The sequence below is a fragment of the Paractinoplanes abujensis genome (genome assembly GCF_014204895.1).
In the GTDB taxonomy this organism is placed as follows: Bacteria; Actinomycetota; Actinomycetes; order Mycobacteriales; family Micromonosporaceae; genus Actinoplanes; species Actinoplanes abujensis.
On record NZ_JACHMF010000001.1, the window covers coordinates 7,622,773 to 7,637,850 of the forward strand.

The 15,078-nt window shown below is 72.6% G+C and carries 15 protein-coding genes; 13 read left to right on the forward strand and 2 right to left on the reverse strand.

The features are described 5' to 3' along the window. Nucleotides 1-9 precede the first annotated feature (9 nt). On the reverse strand, nucleotides 10-1,794 hold the full coding sequence (locus tag BKA14_RS35050) for a prolyl oligopeptidase family serine peptidase (protein WP_438861954.1): 1,785 nt from the start codon (nucleotides 1,792-1,794) through the stop codon (nucleotides 10-12). 154 nt (nucleotides 1,795-1,948) lie between these two features. On the opposite strand from BKA14_RS35050, the gene mshB reads away from it, so the two are divergent. Genes mshB through BKA14_RS35070 form a run of 4 tightly spaced genes read left to right on the forward strand, consistent with a single transcriptional unit; the run spans nucleotide 1,949 to nucleotide 5,721 of the window. Then, nucleotides 1,949-2,851: an N-acetyl-1-D-myo-inositol-2-amino-2-deoxy-alpha-D-glucopyranoside deacetylase gene (mshB, locus tag BKA14_RS35055; RefSeq protein WP_184955047.1), complete on the forward strand. Its 903-nt coding sequence runs from the start codon at nucleotides 1,949-1,951 to the stop codon at nucleotides 2,849-2,851. Then, a complete protein-coding gene (locus BKA14_RS35060) occupies nucleotides 2,848-3,327 on the forward strand; it encodes a hypothetical protein (RefSeq protein WP_184955048.1) in 480 nt (159 codons plus the stop codon). The genes mshB and BKA14_RS35060 overlap by 4 nt, the downstream gene beginning before the upstream one ends. Nucleotides 3,328-3,351: 24 nt before the next feature. Further along, on the forward strand, nucleotides 3,352-5,223 hold the full coding sequence (locus BKA14_RS45335) for a VanW family protein (protein ID WP_184955049.1): 1,872 nt from the start codon (nucleotides 3,352-3,354) through the stop codon (nucleotides 5,221-5,223). 27 nt (nucleotides 5,224-5,250) lie between these two features. Further along, a complete protein-coding gene (locus BKA14_RS35070) occupies nucleotides 5,251-5,721 on the forward strand; it encodes a hypothetical protein (RefSeq protein ID WP_184955050.1) in 471 nt (156 codons plus the stop codon). Here the strand turns inward: BKA14_RS35070 and BKA14_RS35075 are convergent. Beyond that, nucleotides 5,718-6,683: a GNAT family N-acetyltransferase gene (locus tag BKA14_RS35075; RefSeq protein ID WP_184955051.1), complete on the reverse strand. Its 966-nt coding sequence runs from the start codon at nucleotides 6,681-6,683 to the stop codon at nucleotides 5,718-5,720. The genes BKA14_RS35070 and BKA14_RS35075 overlap by 4 nt on opposite strands. Nucleotides 6,684-6,765: 82 nt before the next feature. Between BKA14_RS35075 and fdxA the strand changes: the two genes are divergently transcribed. The 9 genes from fdxA (at nucleotide 6,766) to BKA14_RS35115 (ending at nucleotide 15,078) form a co-directional block, all read left to right on the forward strand. Next, the gene (gene fdxA / locus BKA14_RS44550) at nucleotides 6,766-7,089 is read left to right on the forward strand and encodes a ferredoxin (RefSeq protein WP_239092569.1); all 324 of its coding nucleotides are present in this window, start codon (nucleotides 6,766-6,768) and stop codon (nucleotides 7,087-7,089) included. Further along, nucleotides 7,086-8,189, forward strand: a complete 1,104-nt coding sequence (gene dapC / locus BKA14_RS35080; RefSeq protein WP_221478418.1) for a succinyldiaminopimelate transaminase — start codon at nucleotides 7,086-7,088, stop codon at nucleotides 8,187-8,189. The genes fdxA and dapC overlap by 4 nt, the downstream gene beginning before the upstream one ends. 87 nt (nucleotides 8,190-8,276) lie before the next feature. After that, nucleotides 8,277-8,414, forward strand: a complete 138-nt coding sequence (locus BKA14_RS35085; RefSeq protein ID WP_184955053.1) for a hypothetical protein — start codon at nucleotides 8,277-8,279, stop codon at nucleotides 8,412-8,414. 213 nt (nucleotides 8,415-8,627) lie between these two features. Next, nucleotides 8,628-9,062, forward strand: coding sequence for a hypothetical protein (locus BKA14_RS35090; protein WP_184955054.1), 435 nt, complete (start codon nucleotides 8,628-8,630; stop codon nucleotides 9,060-9,062). A 495-nt stretch (nucleotides 9,063-9,557) separates the two neighbouring features. Further along, nucleotides 9,558-10,211: an SIMPL domain-containing protein gene (locus BKA14_RS35095; RefSeq protein WP_184955055.1), complete on the forward strand. Its 654-nt coding sequence runs from the start codon at nucleotides 9,558-9,560 to the stop codon at nucleotides 10,209-10,211. Between the two features lie 50 nt (nucleotides 10,212-10,261). Beyond that, nucleotides 10,262-11,593 carry a DUF4407 domain-containing protein gene (locus BKA14_RS35100; RefSeq protein ID WP_184955056.1) on the forward strand — a complete coding sequence of 444 codons (1,332 nt, stop codon included), beginning with the start codon at nucleotides 10,262-10,264 and terminating at the stop codon, nucleotides 11,591-11,593. A 31-nt stretch (nucleotides 11,594-11,624) separates the two neighbouring features. Further along, nucleotides 11,625-12,149, forward strand: coding sequence for a PadR family transcriptional regulator (locus BKA14_RS35105; RefSeq protein WP_184955057.1), 525 nt, complete (start codon nucleotides 11,625-11,627; stop codon nucleotides 12,147-12,149). Continuing rightward, complete coding sequence (locus tag BKA14_RS35110; RefSeq protein WP_184955058.1) at nucleotides 12,146-12,823, forward strand: ABC transporter ATP-binding protein; 678 nt, start codon at nucleotides 12,146-12,148, stop codon at nucleotides 12,821-12,823. The genes BKA14_RS35105 and BKA14_RS35110 overlap by 4 nt, the downstream gene beginning before the upstream one ends. Further along, nucleotides 12,820-15,078: an ABC transporter permease gene (locus BKA14_RS35115; RefSeq protein WP_184955059.1), complete on the forward strand. Its 2,259-nt coding sequence runs from the start codon at nucleotides 12,820-12,822 to the stop codon at nucleotides 15,076-15,078. Before BKA14_RS35110 ends, BKA14_RS35115 begins: the two co-directional genes overlap by 4 nt.

Sequence of the window (15,078 nt, forward strand, 5' to 3'; positions counted from 1 at the left end):
GACTACCTGCTAACGCTGTGGAGCAGCCGTGCTGTGTCCCTGCAGGAAGGCTAGCTCCTCGTCAAGGGTGGCCGCGGGGTGTGAGGGCAGGCCGGGAAGGTCGGCGCCGATCAGGAGCAGGGCGTCGGTGGGTTCGGCGCCGTGCAGGCTGTGGTGGGTGTAGACGTCGGCCGAGTCGCGGTGGTCGCCCAGGTAGCGTTCGGCCGGCACGGAGGGCTCGTCGTGCCAGTCGATCACCGGGTTGCGGGCCACGCCTCGGTGGAAGACGTCGGTCCGGCGCAGCACGGCCATCGCGGCCAGCCAACCCCCGACACCGGTTCCCCGTACGGCGACCGTGCTCAGGTCGAGGTCGGGGTGTTTGCCCTGCAGGGCGTGCAGCGCGTCGACCTGGTCCGACAACGACACGTCGACCAGCCGGCGGTGCACCACCTTCTCGTAGCTGGGGGCGACCCCGGGCGTGCCCCGGCCGTCGATGCTGACGACGGCGAACCCCGCGTCGGCCCACCACTGCCGTTCCTGCCAGGCCGCGGGGTCGTTCACCACCTGCTGGTGGCCGGGGCCGTCGCCCAGGGTGACCAGCACGGGGATCTTCCTGCCGCCGACGAACGCCGCCGGGTAGAGCACCGCGGCGGGCAGGCGGCGGTCGGTGACCCGTCCGAGCACGGGCGCCGGGGCGTACGGGAGCGGCATCGAAAGGTTGCCCAGCGCGGCCACCCGGGCCTCGCCGCGCCACACCACGTCGTCCACGACCAGCACGTCGCCGCCGGTGTGGGCGTGGTGCCAGCCGGGGGTGCCGGTGATGCTGCGGGCCTCGGCCCCGCCGCCGCCGAGCGACGTGCGGACGCGGAAGACCGACTGGTCGGCCGGGTCGTCGTCGGTGCCTTCGACGATCAGGTCGGGCGCGGGGCTGCCGGGCCGCGGCACCGTGCCCACCACCCGCCGCACGTACAGGCCGGGCGGGGTGAGCAGGCTGCCGTCGGCGAACAAGCAGCGCGCGTCGAAGCCGTCGTGGGCCAGTTCGCCGCCGACCAGCACGCGGCCGTCGGGCAGGTGCCGGGGCGTGCCGGCCACCGGTTCGACCCAGCGGGCGTCGGCCAGCTCGGCGTGCACCTGGGTCTCGCCCGTACGGGGGTCGACCGCGAGGACCAGACCGTGCTGCTGCATGCGACGCAGCACGGTGATCAGCGGCCCGCCGCCGTCGGCCCAGCGCACGCTGACGACGTGCGGATACGTCTCGCGGTCCCAGTGCACGTCGACCCAGCCGAAGTCGAGGTCGAGCAGGTGCAGGCTGGTCGAGGCGGCCGTGCGGGCGGCCAGGATCTGGCTGCCGTCGGGCGACCACCACCAGCCGCGGTCGCGCCCGAAGCGCCGGGCCGTCTCGTCCGGCACCCCCCAGCCGATCGTGCCGCAGTGCTCGCGCCACGCGTTGCCCGGCTCGCCGGCCAGCAACCGGTCGCCGTCGGGGCCGACGACCCGCAGCGACGGGGAGCCGCCCGCCGGGCTCACGTAGCCGATGGTGACGCCGCGGGGGTCGGGCCGCGGGTCCTCGGCGGGGGCGTCGGTCGGCACCTCGGTCACCGTGCCCCGCACCAGGTCGGCCCGGAACAGACGGCCCTCGCGGGTGAACGCGGCCACCGTTGCGTCGCGGTCGGTCGCGTACGAGGAAACGGGTCCCGGCGCGACGAGGGACTCGGCCGCCGTCGCGACGTTGAGCACCCAGAGCGACGCGACCCTGTCCTCGGGGCCGCTGGAACGCAGGAACGTGACCCGCCGGCCGTCCCCGCCGACCTTCACCGCGTGCGGCGCGCCGTGGCGGAAGTGGCCGGTGCGCTCCGCGAGTCCAGGGAAGTCCACCTGGACAGCATCGCTGATCAAGGGCCACTTGTGCGCCCCAAACCCGCGCACGGCGTCCGAACCGTCGCCGATGATCCCGCGTACAGTTGCGCGCGTGACTGACGCCCTGCCCGCGCGACGACTGCTGCTGGTCCACGCCCACCCCGACGACGAGGTCACCGGCACCGGCGCCACCATGGCCCACTACGCGGCCACCGGCGCTCACGTGACGCTCGTGACCTGCACGCTCGGCGAGGAGGGCGAGATCCACGTCCCCGAGCTGGCCCAGCTGGAGGCGGCCCAGGCCGACCAGCTCGGGGGTTATCGGCTGGTCGAGCTGTCCCGGGCGTGTGCCGCGCTGGGTGTGACCGACCACCGGTTCCTCGGCGGCGCCGGGCGGTATCGCGACTCCGGCATGATGGGCCTGCCCACCAACGACCACGCCCGCGCGTTCTGGCAGGCCGACCTCGACGAGGCCGCCGCGCACCTGGTCGAGATCATGCGTGAGATCAGGCCCCAGGTGATGATCACGTACGACCCGAACGGGTTCTACGGGCATCCCGACCACATCCAGGCGCACCGGGTGGCCATGCGCGCGGCCGAGCTGGCCGGCGCCGACGCCCCGCAGAAGATCTACTGGACGGCGATGCCGCTGAGCGTGCTGCGCGACGGCATGGACGCGTTCCGCGAGCTCTCCGACAACCCGTTCGCCGGGGTGGAGAAGGTCGAGGACCTGCCGTTCGGCCACCCCGACGACGAGATCGCCGCGCGCATCGACGGCACCGACCACTACCAGCAGAAGGTCGCGGCCATGCAGGCCCACGCCACGCAGATCCCCGACAACTCCTGGCTCTACGGCATCGCCGGGGACTTCGGCGGCGAGTTCATGGGCGTGGAGTACTTCACGATCGCCAAGGGGTCGCGCGGCCCGGGCGAGGGCCCGCACGGCTGGGAGAGCGACCTGTTCGGCGGTCTCGACCTCGAGCAGCCGGCGGCCGCCGACGCCGCCTCCCGATGAGCACCGAGGTGAGCACGCCGCTGGAGGAACCACCCGCGCCCGAGGCCAAGAAGCTCGACTGGGATCCGCTGCTCCGGGTCGCGGGCGTCGTGATCTCGATCCTGGCCGCCCTGATCAGCGGCTTCCTCGAGATCAACCTGAGCACGCTGCGGGCCGGTGACTTCGTGACGATCTGGCGCGGCGACGCGATCGGCTCCGGCGGCGGCCCGCTGCTGGGCCTGTCGATCCTGCTGGCCGGCGGGTTGAACTGGGCCATCGCCTGGTTCGCGGTCTCGACCACCCGCCGCCGCTGGGCGCTCGGCCCGCCGTGGGCGCTGTGGACGCTGCTCATGCTGGGCGCGGCCGGGGTGCGCACCGAGGAGGGCGACTACCTGCTGGGCGGCGAGAACTGGATCGCTCTCGTGATGATCCTGGTCGGAAGCCTGACGTACGCTGTTTACTCCTATCGCCTGATCCTGAAGGGGCGGTTGCCGTAACCAACGCCACGGTGAGGTGAGCACGTGACGTCGTCGGAATGGTTCGGTCCGCAGCCGTCCTCGGGAGCGAGGCCGGACGACACCGTCATTCTCAACGAGACTCCCGACGGCACCGTTGCGACCCCCGATGGGGCGGATGCCACGGTTGCGCTGCCCACCAGCTCGGAAACGGTGATCATCCCGCCGCCGCGTCCGGTGCCGCCGCAGGAAAAGATCGAGACCCCACCTCCGCCGCCCCGGAAGCGTCGCCGCCGGCCGGTGGCGGTCGCGGTGGTCGCGCTGCTGGGTGCCGGCGCGGCGGGCTCGGCGGCGTACGCGACCACCGGAGACATCCCGCGCGGCGTCGAGGTGCTCGGTCTCAGCCTGGGCGCGCTCACCCTGGCCGAGGCCGAGAAGGCCTTGCGGGAGCACGTCGCGACCCGCTCGGCCCAGCCGGCCCGCGTCCGCCTCGACGGTCAGGACGTCACGGTCACGCCCGCGTCGGTCGACCTCACCTTCGACGTGCCGGCCACCGTCGACGCGGCCGCCACCAGCGGCATCCGGCTCTTCGGGACCAAAACCATTCCCCCCGCCGTACGGGTTGACGAGACCAAACTCGAGACGGCGCTCCGCAAGCAGCTGGACCCGGAGCGCGTCACCGTGCTGCGACCCGCGATCGCCTTCCGCGGCGTCACACCCGTGGCCCGGTACGCGAAAGCCGGTGTCGATCTGGACCGTGCGCTCGCAGCCGAGCGGGTCAAGGCGGCCTGGCCGACCGGCGGGGTGGCCGACGTGCCGCTCACCGAACGCACCCCGGTGATGACTGACGAGCAGGTCGACGCGCTGGTCGAAGGCGTCGCCAAACCCGCCGTGGCCGCACCGGTGACGGTCACCGTGGGCGGCGAATCGATCGAACTCGGCCCCGCGGCCATCGCGAAGGGTCTGGTCTTCCGGCCCGACGGCCAGGGCCGGCTGAGCCCGGCGATCGATGCCAAGCGGTTGCGCGCGGCCGGCGCCACCGCGTTCGGCCCCGTCGAGACCCCCGCCGAACCGGCCACCGTACGTCTGCGGAACGGCCGGCCGCAGGTCGTGCCGGGCACCCCCGGCCGCCTGGTCGACGTGGCCAAGCTCGGTCCCGAGCTGCTCGAGGTGCTGCCGGCGACAGGGCCGCGCAAGGTCACCGGCGTGCTCGCGGCGGCCGAGCCGGAGACGAGTGCGGCCGACGTGACCAAGCTCGGCATCAAGCAGAAGGTGTCGACCTTCACGACGTACTTCACCGGCGGCCGCAACGCCCCGCGCAGCCAGAACATCATCACGATCGCCAAGGCCGTGGACGGCGCGGTCGTCCAGCCGGGCGCGACGTTCTCGCTGAACCGGCACACCGGCGAGCGCACCTACGCCAAGGGCTACAAGGACGCGCCGGTGATCGTCGGCGGCGTGCTCGAGCCGGGCGTCGGCGGTGGCGCCTCGCAGTTCACGACGACGCTGTTCAACGCGGCCTACTACGCGGGCCTGCAGGACGTCGAGCACAAGCCGCACTCGTTCTACTTCTCGCGCTACCCGTCGGTCATCGAGGCGACGATCTTCTACCCCACGCTGGATCTCAAATTCAAGAACACGACCCCGTACGGGATCCTGATCGACACCGCCACCACCGGGCGCTCGGTGACCGTCACGTTGTGGAGCACCAAGGTCTACGACAGCGTGAAGACCGTCTACGGCCCCCGGCGCAACCAGACCAGCCCGCCCACCGTGCGGCGCGAAGCCGGCCCGAAATGCATTTCTACCAGCGGACTCCCAGGCTTCACCCAGGACGCATGGCGCGTCATCCGCAAGGATGGCCAGGAGGTCGAGCGCAAGAAGTTCACTTGGCGTTACGATCCCGAGCCACGATTCGTCTGCGGCGGCACGGAGTAGTCCGCCGGGCAGGTTCCGGGAGGGCATATGAGACAGCAGCGCTGGTTCCCGATCGTGGCGCTGGCGGTCGGGCTGTTCGCCATCAACGTGGTGGCCCGCCTGATCACCCGGTTCGCGTTCGACGACAACGACGCCGCCGAGACCCGCACCACGGTGATCATGTTTGCGCTGATCGGCGTGGTGCTGGCCGGCTACGCGTTCCGCGCGTCGCACCGCCGCCCGCCGTCGGAGTGGCTCGTGCCCGACTGGGTCGCCGGCGTGGCCGGCGCGATGGTGCTGACCCTCCTGGTGGGACCGTTCGTCAGCGGTGACCAGCCGTTCTCCGGCGGCTCCGACCACTTCTTCGCGCAGATCGCCCTGTACGCGGCGTTCGCCGGTGGCGGCACCCTGGTCGGGTACTGGATCTCGGTCGCGCTGGGCCACGACTACCGGTCCCGCTCGCTCAAGGCCTACTCCGAGACGCGCCAGGCCAAGCCGCGCAAGATCGTTCGCCGTTAGGGAGCCGGCGCCTCCCGGGTCAGGTAGGTGTGGTGGGTCGTGAACCCGGCCCGGCCGTAGAGGGCGACCGCGCTCGTGTTGCGCTCCTCGACCTGCAGATAGGCCCGGGAGCTGCCGTGCTGGGCGCCCCACAGGGCCAGCGCGCGCAGCACGTGCCGGGCCAGGCCCTGCCGGCGGGCGTGCGGTGCCGTCTGCAGCAGCGCCACGCCGAGCCAGCGGTCCGCCCCGGTGACCGCGCCCCGGCCCACCGCGAGCAGACCCCCGTCGGCGTCGCGGACCTGGGCGAACACGACATCGGCGGGCGCGGTCAGGATGCGGGCGGCGGCCGGCGGCAGCGTGCCCTTGTGCTCGGCGACCATGGCGAACCAGTCGTCGCCCGGGCTGTCGGCCAGCTCCACCGGGGGCAGCTCGGGCCGGACCGGCAGCGCGCCGGTCAGAGCGGGCAGCGCCGCCGTCTGCACCAGGGTGAGCGGCCGGGCACCCCAGCCGCGCGCGTCCAGGGCGGCGTTGACCGGGGCCGCCAGCGGCATCGGCGCGTTGATCAGCGGCCGCTGTCCGTGTGCCGAATACCACTCCTCGACCGCGTCGATGGCGGCCTCGAGCGGGCGGTCGGGATCGCCCACCGCCAGGGCCGAATTCGCCCGGCCCGTCCAGTTCTCGGCGGCCCGCAGCAGCCAGCCACCCAGCTTGGCCTGCGTCGGGGCCGGCCAGGCGTCGTTGGCGGCCAGCTCGAGGGCGATCACCTCGGCCGCGGGCGGGCGACGGGCCGGTGGCACCCGTTTCGCGCGATGAACCTCACGGAGGGGGACGCGGACGGTGCCCTTCTCTGTGGCGATCGTAAGATCGGTCTCGGTGAGATCGACCAGCTCACCGAGGGCATCCGTGTAGAGCGTCCGATTCTGGGAAACGCCTACAATTCGGCGTACCACCACCCGGTGTCCCACATCCTGCCGACGGAGCACGTGTCACCTCCTCCGGCGGTGATACTAGGCTCTGCAACTGTCGCCGGCGGTCCCCGCGGCGTGGCTTTGGAGGGAAAGACCCGTGACCTACATCATCGCTGAGCCCTGCGTCGATGTGCTCGACAAGGCATGCATCGAGGAATGCCCGGTCGACTGCATCTACGAGGGCAACCGGATGCTCTACATCCACCCCGATGAGTGCGTCGACTGCGGGGCCTGTGAGCCGGTCTGCCCCGTCGAGGCGATCTTCTACGAGGACGACGTCCCCGACCAGTGGAAGGAGTACACGACGGCGAACTACGAGTTCTTCGAGGACCTCGGCTCGCCCGGCGGTGCCGCCAAGGTCGGCAAGATCGAGAAGGACACGCCGTTCGTGGCCTCGCAGCCGCCCCGGGGCGAGAGCTGAGCGGGCTGTCCGCGGCCCTGCCCGACTTCCCCTGGGATCTGCTCGAGCCGGCCAAGGCCCGGGCCGCCGCGCATCCCGACGGGATCGTCGACCTCTCGGTCGGCACCCCCGTCGACCCGGTGCCGTCGCTGATCCGGCGCGCCCTCGCGGACGCGTCGGATGCGCCGGGCTATCCGCTCACCGCGGGCACCCCGGCTCTGCGCTCGGCGATCGCGCAGTGGCTGGCCCGCGAGTGCGGCGCCTCCGGCCGGCCCGGTGTGCTGCCCACGATCGGCTCCAAGGAGCTGGTCGCCTGGCTGCCCACCCTTCTCGGCGTCGGCCCCGGCGACACGGTGGTGATCCCGTCCGTCGGCTACCCGACGTACGAGGTCGGCGTGCGCCTGGCCGGGGCCAAGGTCGTCCGGTCCGACGCGCTGACCGCCGTCGGGCCCGACCCGTCCGTACGGCTGGTCTGGATCAACTCGCCGAGTAACCCGACCGGCCAGGTGCTGCCCGTCGAGCACCTGCGCAAGGTTGTGGCCTGGGCCCGCGAGCGTGGCGCGGTGGTCATCAGCGACGAGTGCTACCTGTCGCTGGGCTGGGAGACGAAGCCCGTCTCGGTGCTCGACGACGAGGTGACCGGCGGCGACTACACCGGCGTGCTGGCCGTGCACTCGCTGTCCAAGCGGTCCAACCTGGCCGGCTACCGCGCCGGCTTCGTGGGCGGTGACCCGGCGCTGATCGGCGAACTGCTCGCCGTCCGCAAGCACGCGGGCATGATCGTGCCCGCCCCCGTGCAGGCCGCGATGATTGCTGCGCTGGGCGACGAGGAGCACGTGGCCGCGCAACGCTCGGTCTACGCCGCGCGCCGCGACCAGCTCCGGGCCGCCCTTACCGCGGCGGGCTTCGAGATCAGCCACTCCGAGGCCGGCCTCTACCTGTGGTCGACCCGTGGCGAAGACTCCTGGAAGACCGTCGACTGGCTCGCCGAGCGGGGGATCCTGGCCGCTCCGGGCGCCTTTTACGGCCCGGCCGCGGAACAACACGTACGGGTCGCGCTGACCGCCACCGACGAGCGCGTGGCCGCCGCCGTCGCCCGGCTGTCCGGAAACCGTACGTGATCATGGTATTGCGGACCGCTTTGTGATGTAGACAACGGTCGTCACCCTCGGTGCGTTGCGAGACGACGTGGCTACGGAGGGGCGGTCGTGAGTGACGGCGCGCTGGTCACGGCCGCGACCGAGGCGCAGGCGCGACGCGAGGCCGCGGGCCGAGCCGTCCCGGTCACCGACGGGCACACCGGAGCAGAAACCCGCCCCGAACGGGGTCTCGTCGACGTCCACTGACGACAGCGGCGTGCCGCCGTGGCTGATCGTGACCGTCGGCGTGCTGGTTCCGGTCGTCGGGGTGTCAGTCCTCACGCTCGTTCGGGCACGCCGAAGTTCCTGATAACGGCTCGGTCGGCCACCCGATACGGGCGCTCGCCGCGGTCGATACCTGCGCTACCCTCGGTGTTACCGGAGATCGGGGGAGCGCCGGTGAAAAACACAATCAATGGTGTGGACCGCACGGGCTCGGCCTACGCGGTCGTCGACCCGGTGGGTCGATTCGTCGATATTGGACTGCGTCCCGGCTGGTGGCCGGCGCTGGGCCCGGTTCGTGTGGCCGCGGCCCTGGTCGAGGCGCTGGAAGCGGCGCGCATGCAGGCGGCACTGGCGCCGCTCGTGCAGCGCGGCGAGGGGCGCGACAGGGCTCGTTCGCGCATCACCGCGGCGTACAGGCTGATCGACGAGGGGCGGGAACAGCCGGCCCTTCAAGTGATCATCGGTCCGCGCGGCCTGTTCCGGCTGCATGTGCGGGGCGGCCGCGTCGACGGTGCCGAGGTCGGCCCGGTCACGCCGGCCGACACCGAGCGGATCGCCGCCGACGCCCGCGACGTGCTGACCGAGCTGGCCGGCGGGCGGGTTGGCGCCCGATACGCCCCAGCAGGCTGAACTCAGCGCCGCCCGCCCTCGCCTAGCGGGCCGAGCTCACGTCCGGCGGGCGGTCTGGGTCTACGTGCGGCGGGCTGGGCTTACGTCCGGCGGGCGCGGCTCATGTCGAGCAGGGTTGGGCCCACGTCCGGCGGCGGACGATGCTTCCCGCAGGGCGATCCAACGGCGACCGGCGCCGCCGAGCGCGCTCCGAGCCGAGTGGCGAAGCGTCTGCCGGGACGGGCGGCCTGAGGCGCGACGCTCCAACGGCGAAGCGCCCGGGTGACCGGTGGCGAATCACGAGGGACCAGTGGCTGAGCACGGGGACCGGTGGCTGAGCCCGGGAGACCGGTGGCTGAGCACGGGGACCGGTGGCTGAGCGCGGGAGACCGGTGGCGGACCGCGGATGACTGATGGCGGGGCGCGGGTGACTGTGGCGGAGCGCGCTGGGATCAGTGGCGCGCGCGGGGCCGGTGGCGGAGAGCGCGATGGGTCGCCGCCGGGTAGCGTCGGGGCATGGCGGAGCAACCGATGATCGTGGTTCGCGGCGAGGCGTCCCGTGAGGTGCCGCCCGAGCAGGCGCTTCTCACGGTCACCCTGTCGGCGCGTGACCGAGACCGTGAGGCCGTGGTCAACCGCCTGCTCGAACGTTCCGGTGAGCTGCACACCCTGCTGGCCGAGGCCGGCCCGGGTGACGCCGTCGAGCGTCGCGAGACCGGTGGCGTGCACGTGCTGCCCGAGCTGAAGCGGGGCAGTGAGCGCGTGGTGGCGTACACGGGCAGCATCGCCACGACGGTGACCGTGACCGATTTCGAGCCGCTCGGTCAGTTGCTGCTGCGGCTGGCCCGGCTCGAGCACGCGGCGGTGTCGGGCCCGTGGTGGCAGCTGCGGCCGGGCAGCCGGGCCGGCGCCGAGGTGCGGCGTGAGGCGATCGCCGATGCCCTGGCCCGGGCCCGGGAGTACGCCGCGGCTGTGGGGGCCGAGGTCGACAAACTGGTCGAGATCGCCGATGAGGGCGTGGGCGGCGGCCAGCCGATGATGCGGATGGCCGCGTTCGACGCGGGGGCGCCGGAGTCGTCGGGTCTCGACGTCGACCCTCAGCCGCAGACGGTGCACGCCTCGGTCACGGTCCGCGTCACCATCACCGAACCGGATCTCGCACCGCGGTAAAACCCGGCGTTTCGGCACGCAACGCCCCATGATCGGCAAGACTCGGCTGCATGCCGAAGGGCCGCAGAGACGTGCTGCTGCGGGTGGCGAACGTCAACCCGGCCAGCGTGACCACACACACCGACCGGGTGCTCTACTCCGCGATCGGCGTCTTCATCCTGCTCTATTTCGTGTACGCCACGATCGGTGGCGCCGCGTTCATCGACGCCGGCTCCAACTACCAGCACCCGTGGTATCGCTGGCTGGTCGGCCCGATGGTGGCCGCGGGCGTGGTGGCCTACGACCGGGCGGTGGTGGGGCGGGTCGCGATCAGTTACGAGCAGCTCGAGTCGACCGACCCCCAGCATTTCCTGAGAAAACCGACTTTCGCCCTGTACGCGGGACGCCTCGGACTGGCGCTGCTGTTCGCGGTGCTGATCACCGAGCCGTTGATGCTTTCGCGCTATCAGGGTGAGATCGACGCGCGCCTCAACGAGGTGCACAACCAGCAGTTGAGCCGGATCGACCGTACGGGTGTGGTGGGAACTTATGCCGCCCGGATCGAAGCGCTCAAGCGGGAGACAGCCGCGGACGACGCGGTGGTGAGTGGCCTGACCGACCGGGCCGCGCAGAAGCGGCAGGACGCCCGGAAGCTGTATCAGCAGGCGGTCACCGACTCGGCCGGGGACGGCGTGACCCGCGCAGCCGGTTGCCCGAGCGGCGGCTCCTGTGACCAGCTGGTCCGGCGGTCGCGTTCGCTGGACGACGAGGCCACCGCGCTCGACGTGCAGGCCGGGCGCCTGCTCGACACCCAGCGCGCGGCGCGCGAGGCCCGCTCGGAGGAGCAGGTCGAGCTGACCCGCCGGATCGCCGAGCAGCGGGAGGCCAACGAGGTCGCGGTCAAGGCGGACGCGGGCTTCGGGGCCCGTACGGCGGCCATGTGGCACCTTGTGACCAGCGACTTCTGGGGTGTCGGGGTCTTCTATCTCGGCATCACGCTGTTGCTGGTGGCGCTGGACTGCGCCGCCGTCGGGCTCAAGTTCGCTTCCCGCGGCAACGGCTACGAGCGCAACGAGGCCCGCATCGCTCGCCGCCGCGAGCACGAGGCCACGCTGATCCATGAGCGTGAGATCCAGGACGCGCGCACGTACGGCGAGGCGATGGCCCGGGTGGTGGCCGACGGCATCGAGGCGGCCACCCACGACGCCGAGGTGGCCCGGGATTCGGCTGAGCGGGCCAGCGCGGTGCTGCGGACGTCGGTGGTCGTGCCGCCCGAGATCCGCCGGTTGTCCTCGCACAACGGACGCCATCACCGGCCCGTGCACGCCGAGTTCCGGCACGGCACCGACGAGGCCGGGCGGCACCGGAGCCCGCTGCGCGCGTTGCCGTCCGAGCCCGAGTAGGACTATGTAGCCATGTGTATAGTGGCGCGCCATGACGATCGCCACGGCTTTCCTCGCGTTGCTCGAGGGGCGGCCCCAGCACGGCTACGACCTGAAACGCAGCTACGACGAGCACTTCGCCGGTGACCGGCCGCTGCACTACGGGCAGGTCTACACGACCCTGGCCAAGCTGCTGCGTAACGGCCTGGTCAGCGTGGACGGGGTCGAGGGCGGGTCCGGCCCCGACCGCAAGCGCTACACGATCACCGAGGCCGGGGTCACCGACGTGCGGCGCTGGCTCGACGAGCCCGAGAAGCCGGATCAATACCTGCAGAGCGCCCTGTACGCCAAGGTGATCGGCGCCCTGCTGACCGGCCGGTCCGCCGCCGCCGTGCTCGACGTGCAGCGCGACGAGCACCTGGTGGCGATGCGTGAGCTGACCCGGCGCAAACAGAACGGCGACCTGGCCGACCGGCTCATCTGCGACCACGCGCTGTTCCACCTCGACGCCGACCTGCGCTGGCTCGAACACACCGCCACGCAGCTCGACGACCTGGCCGAGCGGATCCGACGATGAGCCCGCTGCTGGAGGCCGAAGGACTGCACAAGGCGTACGGGCCGACGACCGCGCTGGCCGGGGCCGACCTGCGGGTGCACGCGGGCGAGATCGTCTCGGTGATGGGCCCGTCCGGCTCCGGCAAGTCCACCCTGCTGCACTGCGCGGCCGGGCTGACCAGGCCGGACGCCGGGCACGTGGGCTACGACGGCCAGGAGCTGCCGGGGCTGAACGACGTCCGGCGCAGCGCCCTGCGGAGGCGCGAGTTCGGGTTCGTGTTCCAGTTCGGCCAGCTGGTTCCCGAGCTGACCGCGCTGCAGAATGTGGCGCTGCCGCTGCGCCTCGACGGTGTCTCCCGGCGCCGGGCCGAGCGCCGCGCCACCGGGCTGATGGACCGGCTGGGGCTGGCCGACAAGGCGCGCTCGCGGCCCGGGGAACTCTCCGGCGGGCAACAGCAGCGGGTGGCCGTGGCCCGGGCGTTGGTCACCGGCCCGCGGGTGATCTTCGCGGACGAGCCCACCGGCGCCCTCGACTCGGTCGCCGGTGAACAGGTGATGGAGATGCTGACGTCGGCCGCCCGTGAGGCCGGGGCGGCGGTCGTGCTGGTCACCCACGACGCGCGGGTGGCGGCGTACGCGGATCGCGGGATCGTCGTGCGTGACGGCCGCAGCACCGAGCGGATGGCCGCGCGGTGAGGCGGATCCTGGCCGAGCTGGCCCTGGGGGTGCGGCTGGCCTTCCCGAGCGGCCGCCGGGGCTGGCTGCGCACGGCGATGGCCTCGGCCGGTGTCGCGCTGGGGGCGGCGGCGCTGCTGCTGGGGGCCTCGGTGCCGGTCATGCTGGACGCTCGCGAGGCGCGCATCGTGCAGCGGGCCGACAGCGTGGGCGCGCAGGAGGTGCCGGCCGGGCGCACGCTGATCGTGGCGGGCGTCGACGCGCAGTGGGGCAGCAACGCCGTACGGGGAAGGTTGATCTGGCCCGACTCGCCCGAGGCGCCGCTGCCGCCCGGGGTGCCCGCCTTCCCGGCCGACCACCAGATGTACGCCTCGCCCGCCCTGCAAGAGGCGCTGTCCGGGCCGGACGGTGCGACGTTGCGCCGCCAGATGCCGTACGAGGTCGTCGGCACGATCGCCCCGAGCGGGCTGTCGGGACCGCACGAGTTCGCCTACTACGCGGGTTACGAGCGCGCCAAAGACCTGGTCGGCACGGGGTCGTGGCGTGTCGACCGGTTCGGTTACGCGCAGGAGGACGAACCCGGCCCCGGCACCTACGTCGTGATCGCGGCCATGCTGGCCACCCTGCTGCTGCCCATCGCGATCTTCATCGGGGCCGCGCTGCGCTTCGGGGCCGACGCCCGCGACCGTCGCCTGGCCGCGATCCGCCTGGTCGGCGCGGACGGCCGGGCGGTGCTCCGGATCGCGCTGGGCGAGAGCCTGGTGCCGGCCGGGCTCGGGCTGGCCGCCGGCACGGTGCTCTACCTGATGGTGCGCGGCCGCGCGGCCGATCTGTGGCTCTTCGACGTGAGCGTCTTCCCGGCCGACATCCGTCCCGTGCCGGTCCTGGCCCTGCTGGTGGTCGTGGTGGTGCTTGCCCTGTCGGCCGGCCTGACCCTGCTCGGCTTCCGAGGCGTCGCGGTCGAACCGCTGGGCGTCTTCCGCCGCTCGACCACCTGGAACGGGCGGCTGTGGTGGCGGTTGCTGCCCCTCGCGGCCGGCCTGTGGCTGTTGTGGCCGGTCCTCACCGGCGCGTCCGACCCCGACGAGGAGCGGGCCGGGCTCGGTGTGGTGCTGATGGTCGTCGCGCTGATCCCGCTCGTGCCGTACCTCGTGCCGCTGGCCGCCCGGGTCCTGCCCGGCGGCTCGGCGTCGTGGCAGCTCGCATCGCAGCAACTGCGCCAGAACCCGGCCGCCTCGACCCGGGCCGTCACCGGCATCGTCGTCGCGGTCACTGGGGCGATCGCCTTGCACGCGTTCTTCGGCGCGGCCTCGCTGCGCCGCGAAACCCCTGACAACCCCCACGACCCCGCGTACGTGCTGCAGGCTCCGGGACGACAGACCACCACTGCCATGCGGGAGCGCACCGCGCGGTTCGAGACCGTCGACGGCATCCGGGCGGGCACGGTCGCCAAATACACCCTGTACGGCAGCCTGGAGAGCATGGGCAGCGCCTACCTCGTGGTCGGTGACTGCACGGCGCTGGCCCAGATCGCGACCTTCGACCGGTGCGCCGACGGCGACGCGTTCGTCGTGGGCGACCTCGGCCGCGCGGTCACCCTGGACGCGGGCAAGCTCCAACCCGTACGCGGTACGAAGGTTCCGGTTCCGCCGCGGGCCCGGCCTGCCCGCTTCATCGGCACCGACGCGCAGAACATCGACCTCGGGCTCCTCCTGACCTCCGCCCCCGCGGCCCTGGCGACCGTGGAGCCCTGGTTCGTCGAGACCAGGATGTTCGCCTCCGACGACGCCCCGGACACGGCGGCCGGTCAGCTGCGCGGGCTCGCGGCCGAGATCGACCCGCTGGCCCAGTTCACCGCCCTCGCGCCCGAGTCCGACAAGTACGCCTCGCTGCGGATCGCGCTCAACCTCGGATCGGCAGTGATCCTGCTGATGATGGGGGTCGGGCTGCTGCTCGACGTGGCGTCCCGCCTGCACGACCGGCGCCGGCTCCTCGGCGTGCTGGCCGCGGTCGGCGCCCGCCGCTCCACAGTGATCTGGTCGGTGCTGCTGCAGGCGTTCGTGCCCGTGCTGGCCGGGCTCGCCCTGGCGATCGTCGCCGGCGCCGGCCTGGGGAGCGTGCTCATGCTCATCGCGCGGGTGCCGGTCGCGCTCGACCTGGCCGCGGTCCTCACCCCCGTGGCCGTCGGTTCCGCGCTTGTGCTGGGCACCACGCTCGCCGTGCTTCTGCCCGCCGCCCGCCGCTTCACCAGCACCGAGGAGCTCAGATACGAGTGA

Coding starts and splice junctions, on each gene's coding strand:
- BKA14_RS35105 (WP_184955057.1), top strand. CDS start 11,625: ATGACGATCGCCACGGCTTTCCTCGCGTTGCTCGAGGGGCGGCCCCAG.
- BKA14_RS35110 (WP_184955058.1), top strand. CDS start 12,146: ATGAGCCCGCTGCTGGAGGCCGAAGGACTGCACAAGGCGTACGGGCCG.
- BKA14_RS35060 (WP_184955048.1), top strand. CDS start 2,848: ATGAGCACCGAGGTGAGCACGCCGCTGGAGGAACCACCCGCGCCCGAG.
- BKA14_RS35100 (WP_184955056.1), top strand. CDS start 10,262: ATGCCGAAGGGCCGCAGAGACGTGCTGCTGCGGGTGGCGAACGTCAAC.
- BKA14_RS35070 (WP_184955050.1), top strand. CDS start 5,251: ATGAGACAGCAGCGCTGGTTCCCGATCGTGGCGCTGGCGGTCGGGCTG.
- BKA14_RS35095 (WP_184955055.1), top strand. CDS start 9,558: ATGGCGGAGCAACCGATGATCGTGGTTCGCGGCGAGGCGTCCCGTGAG.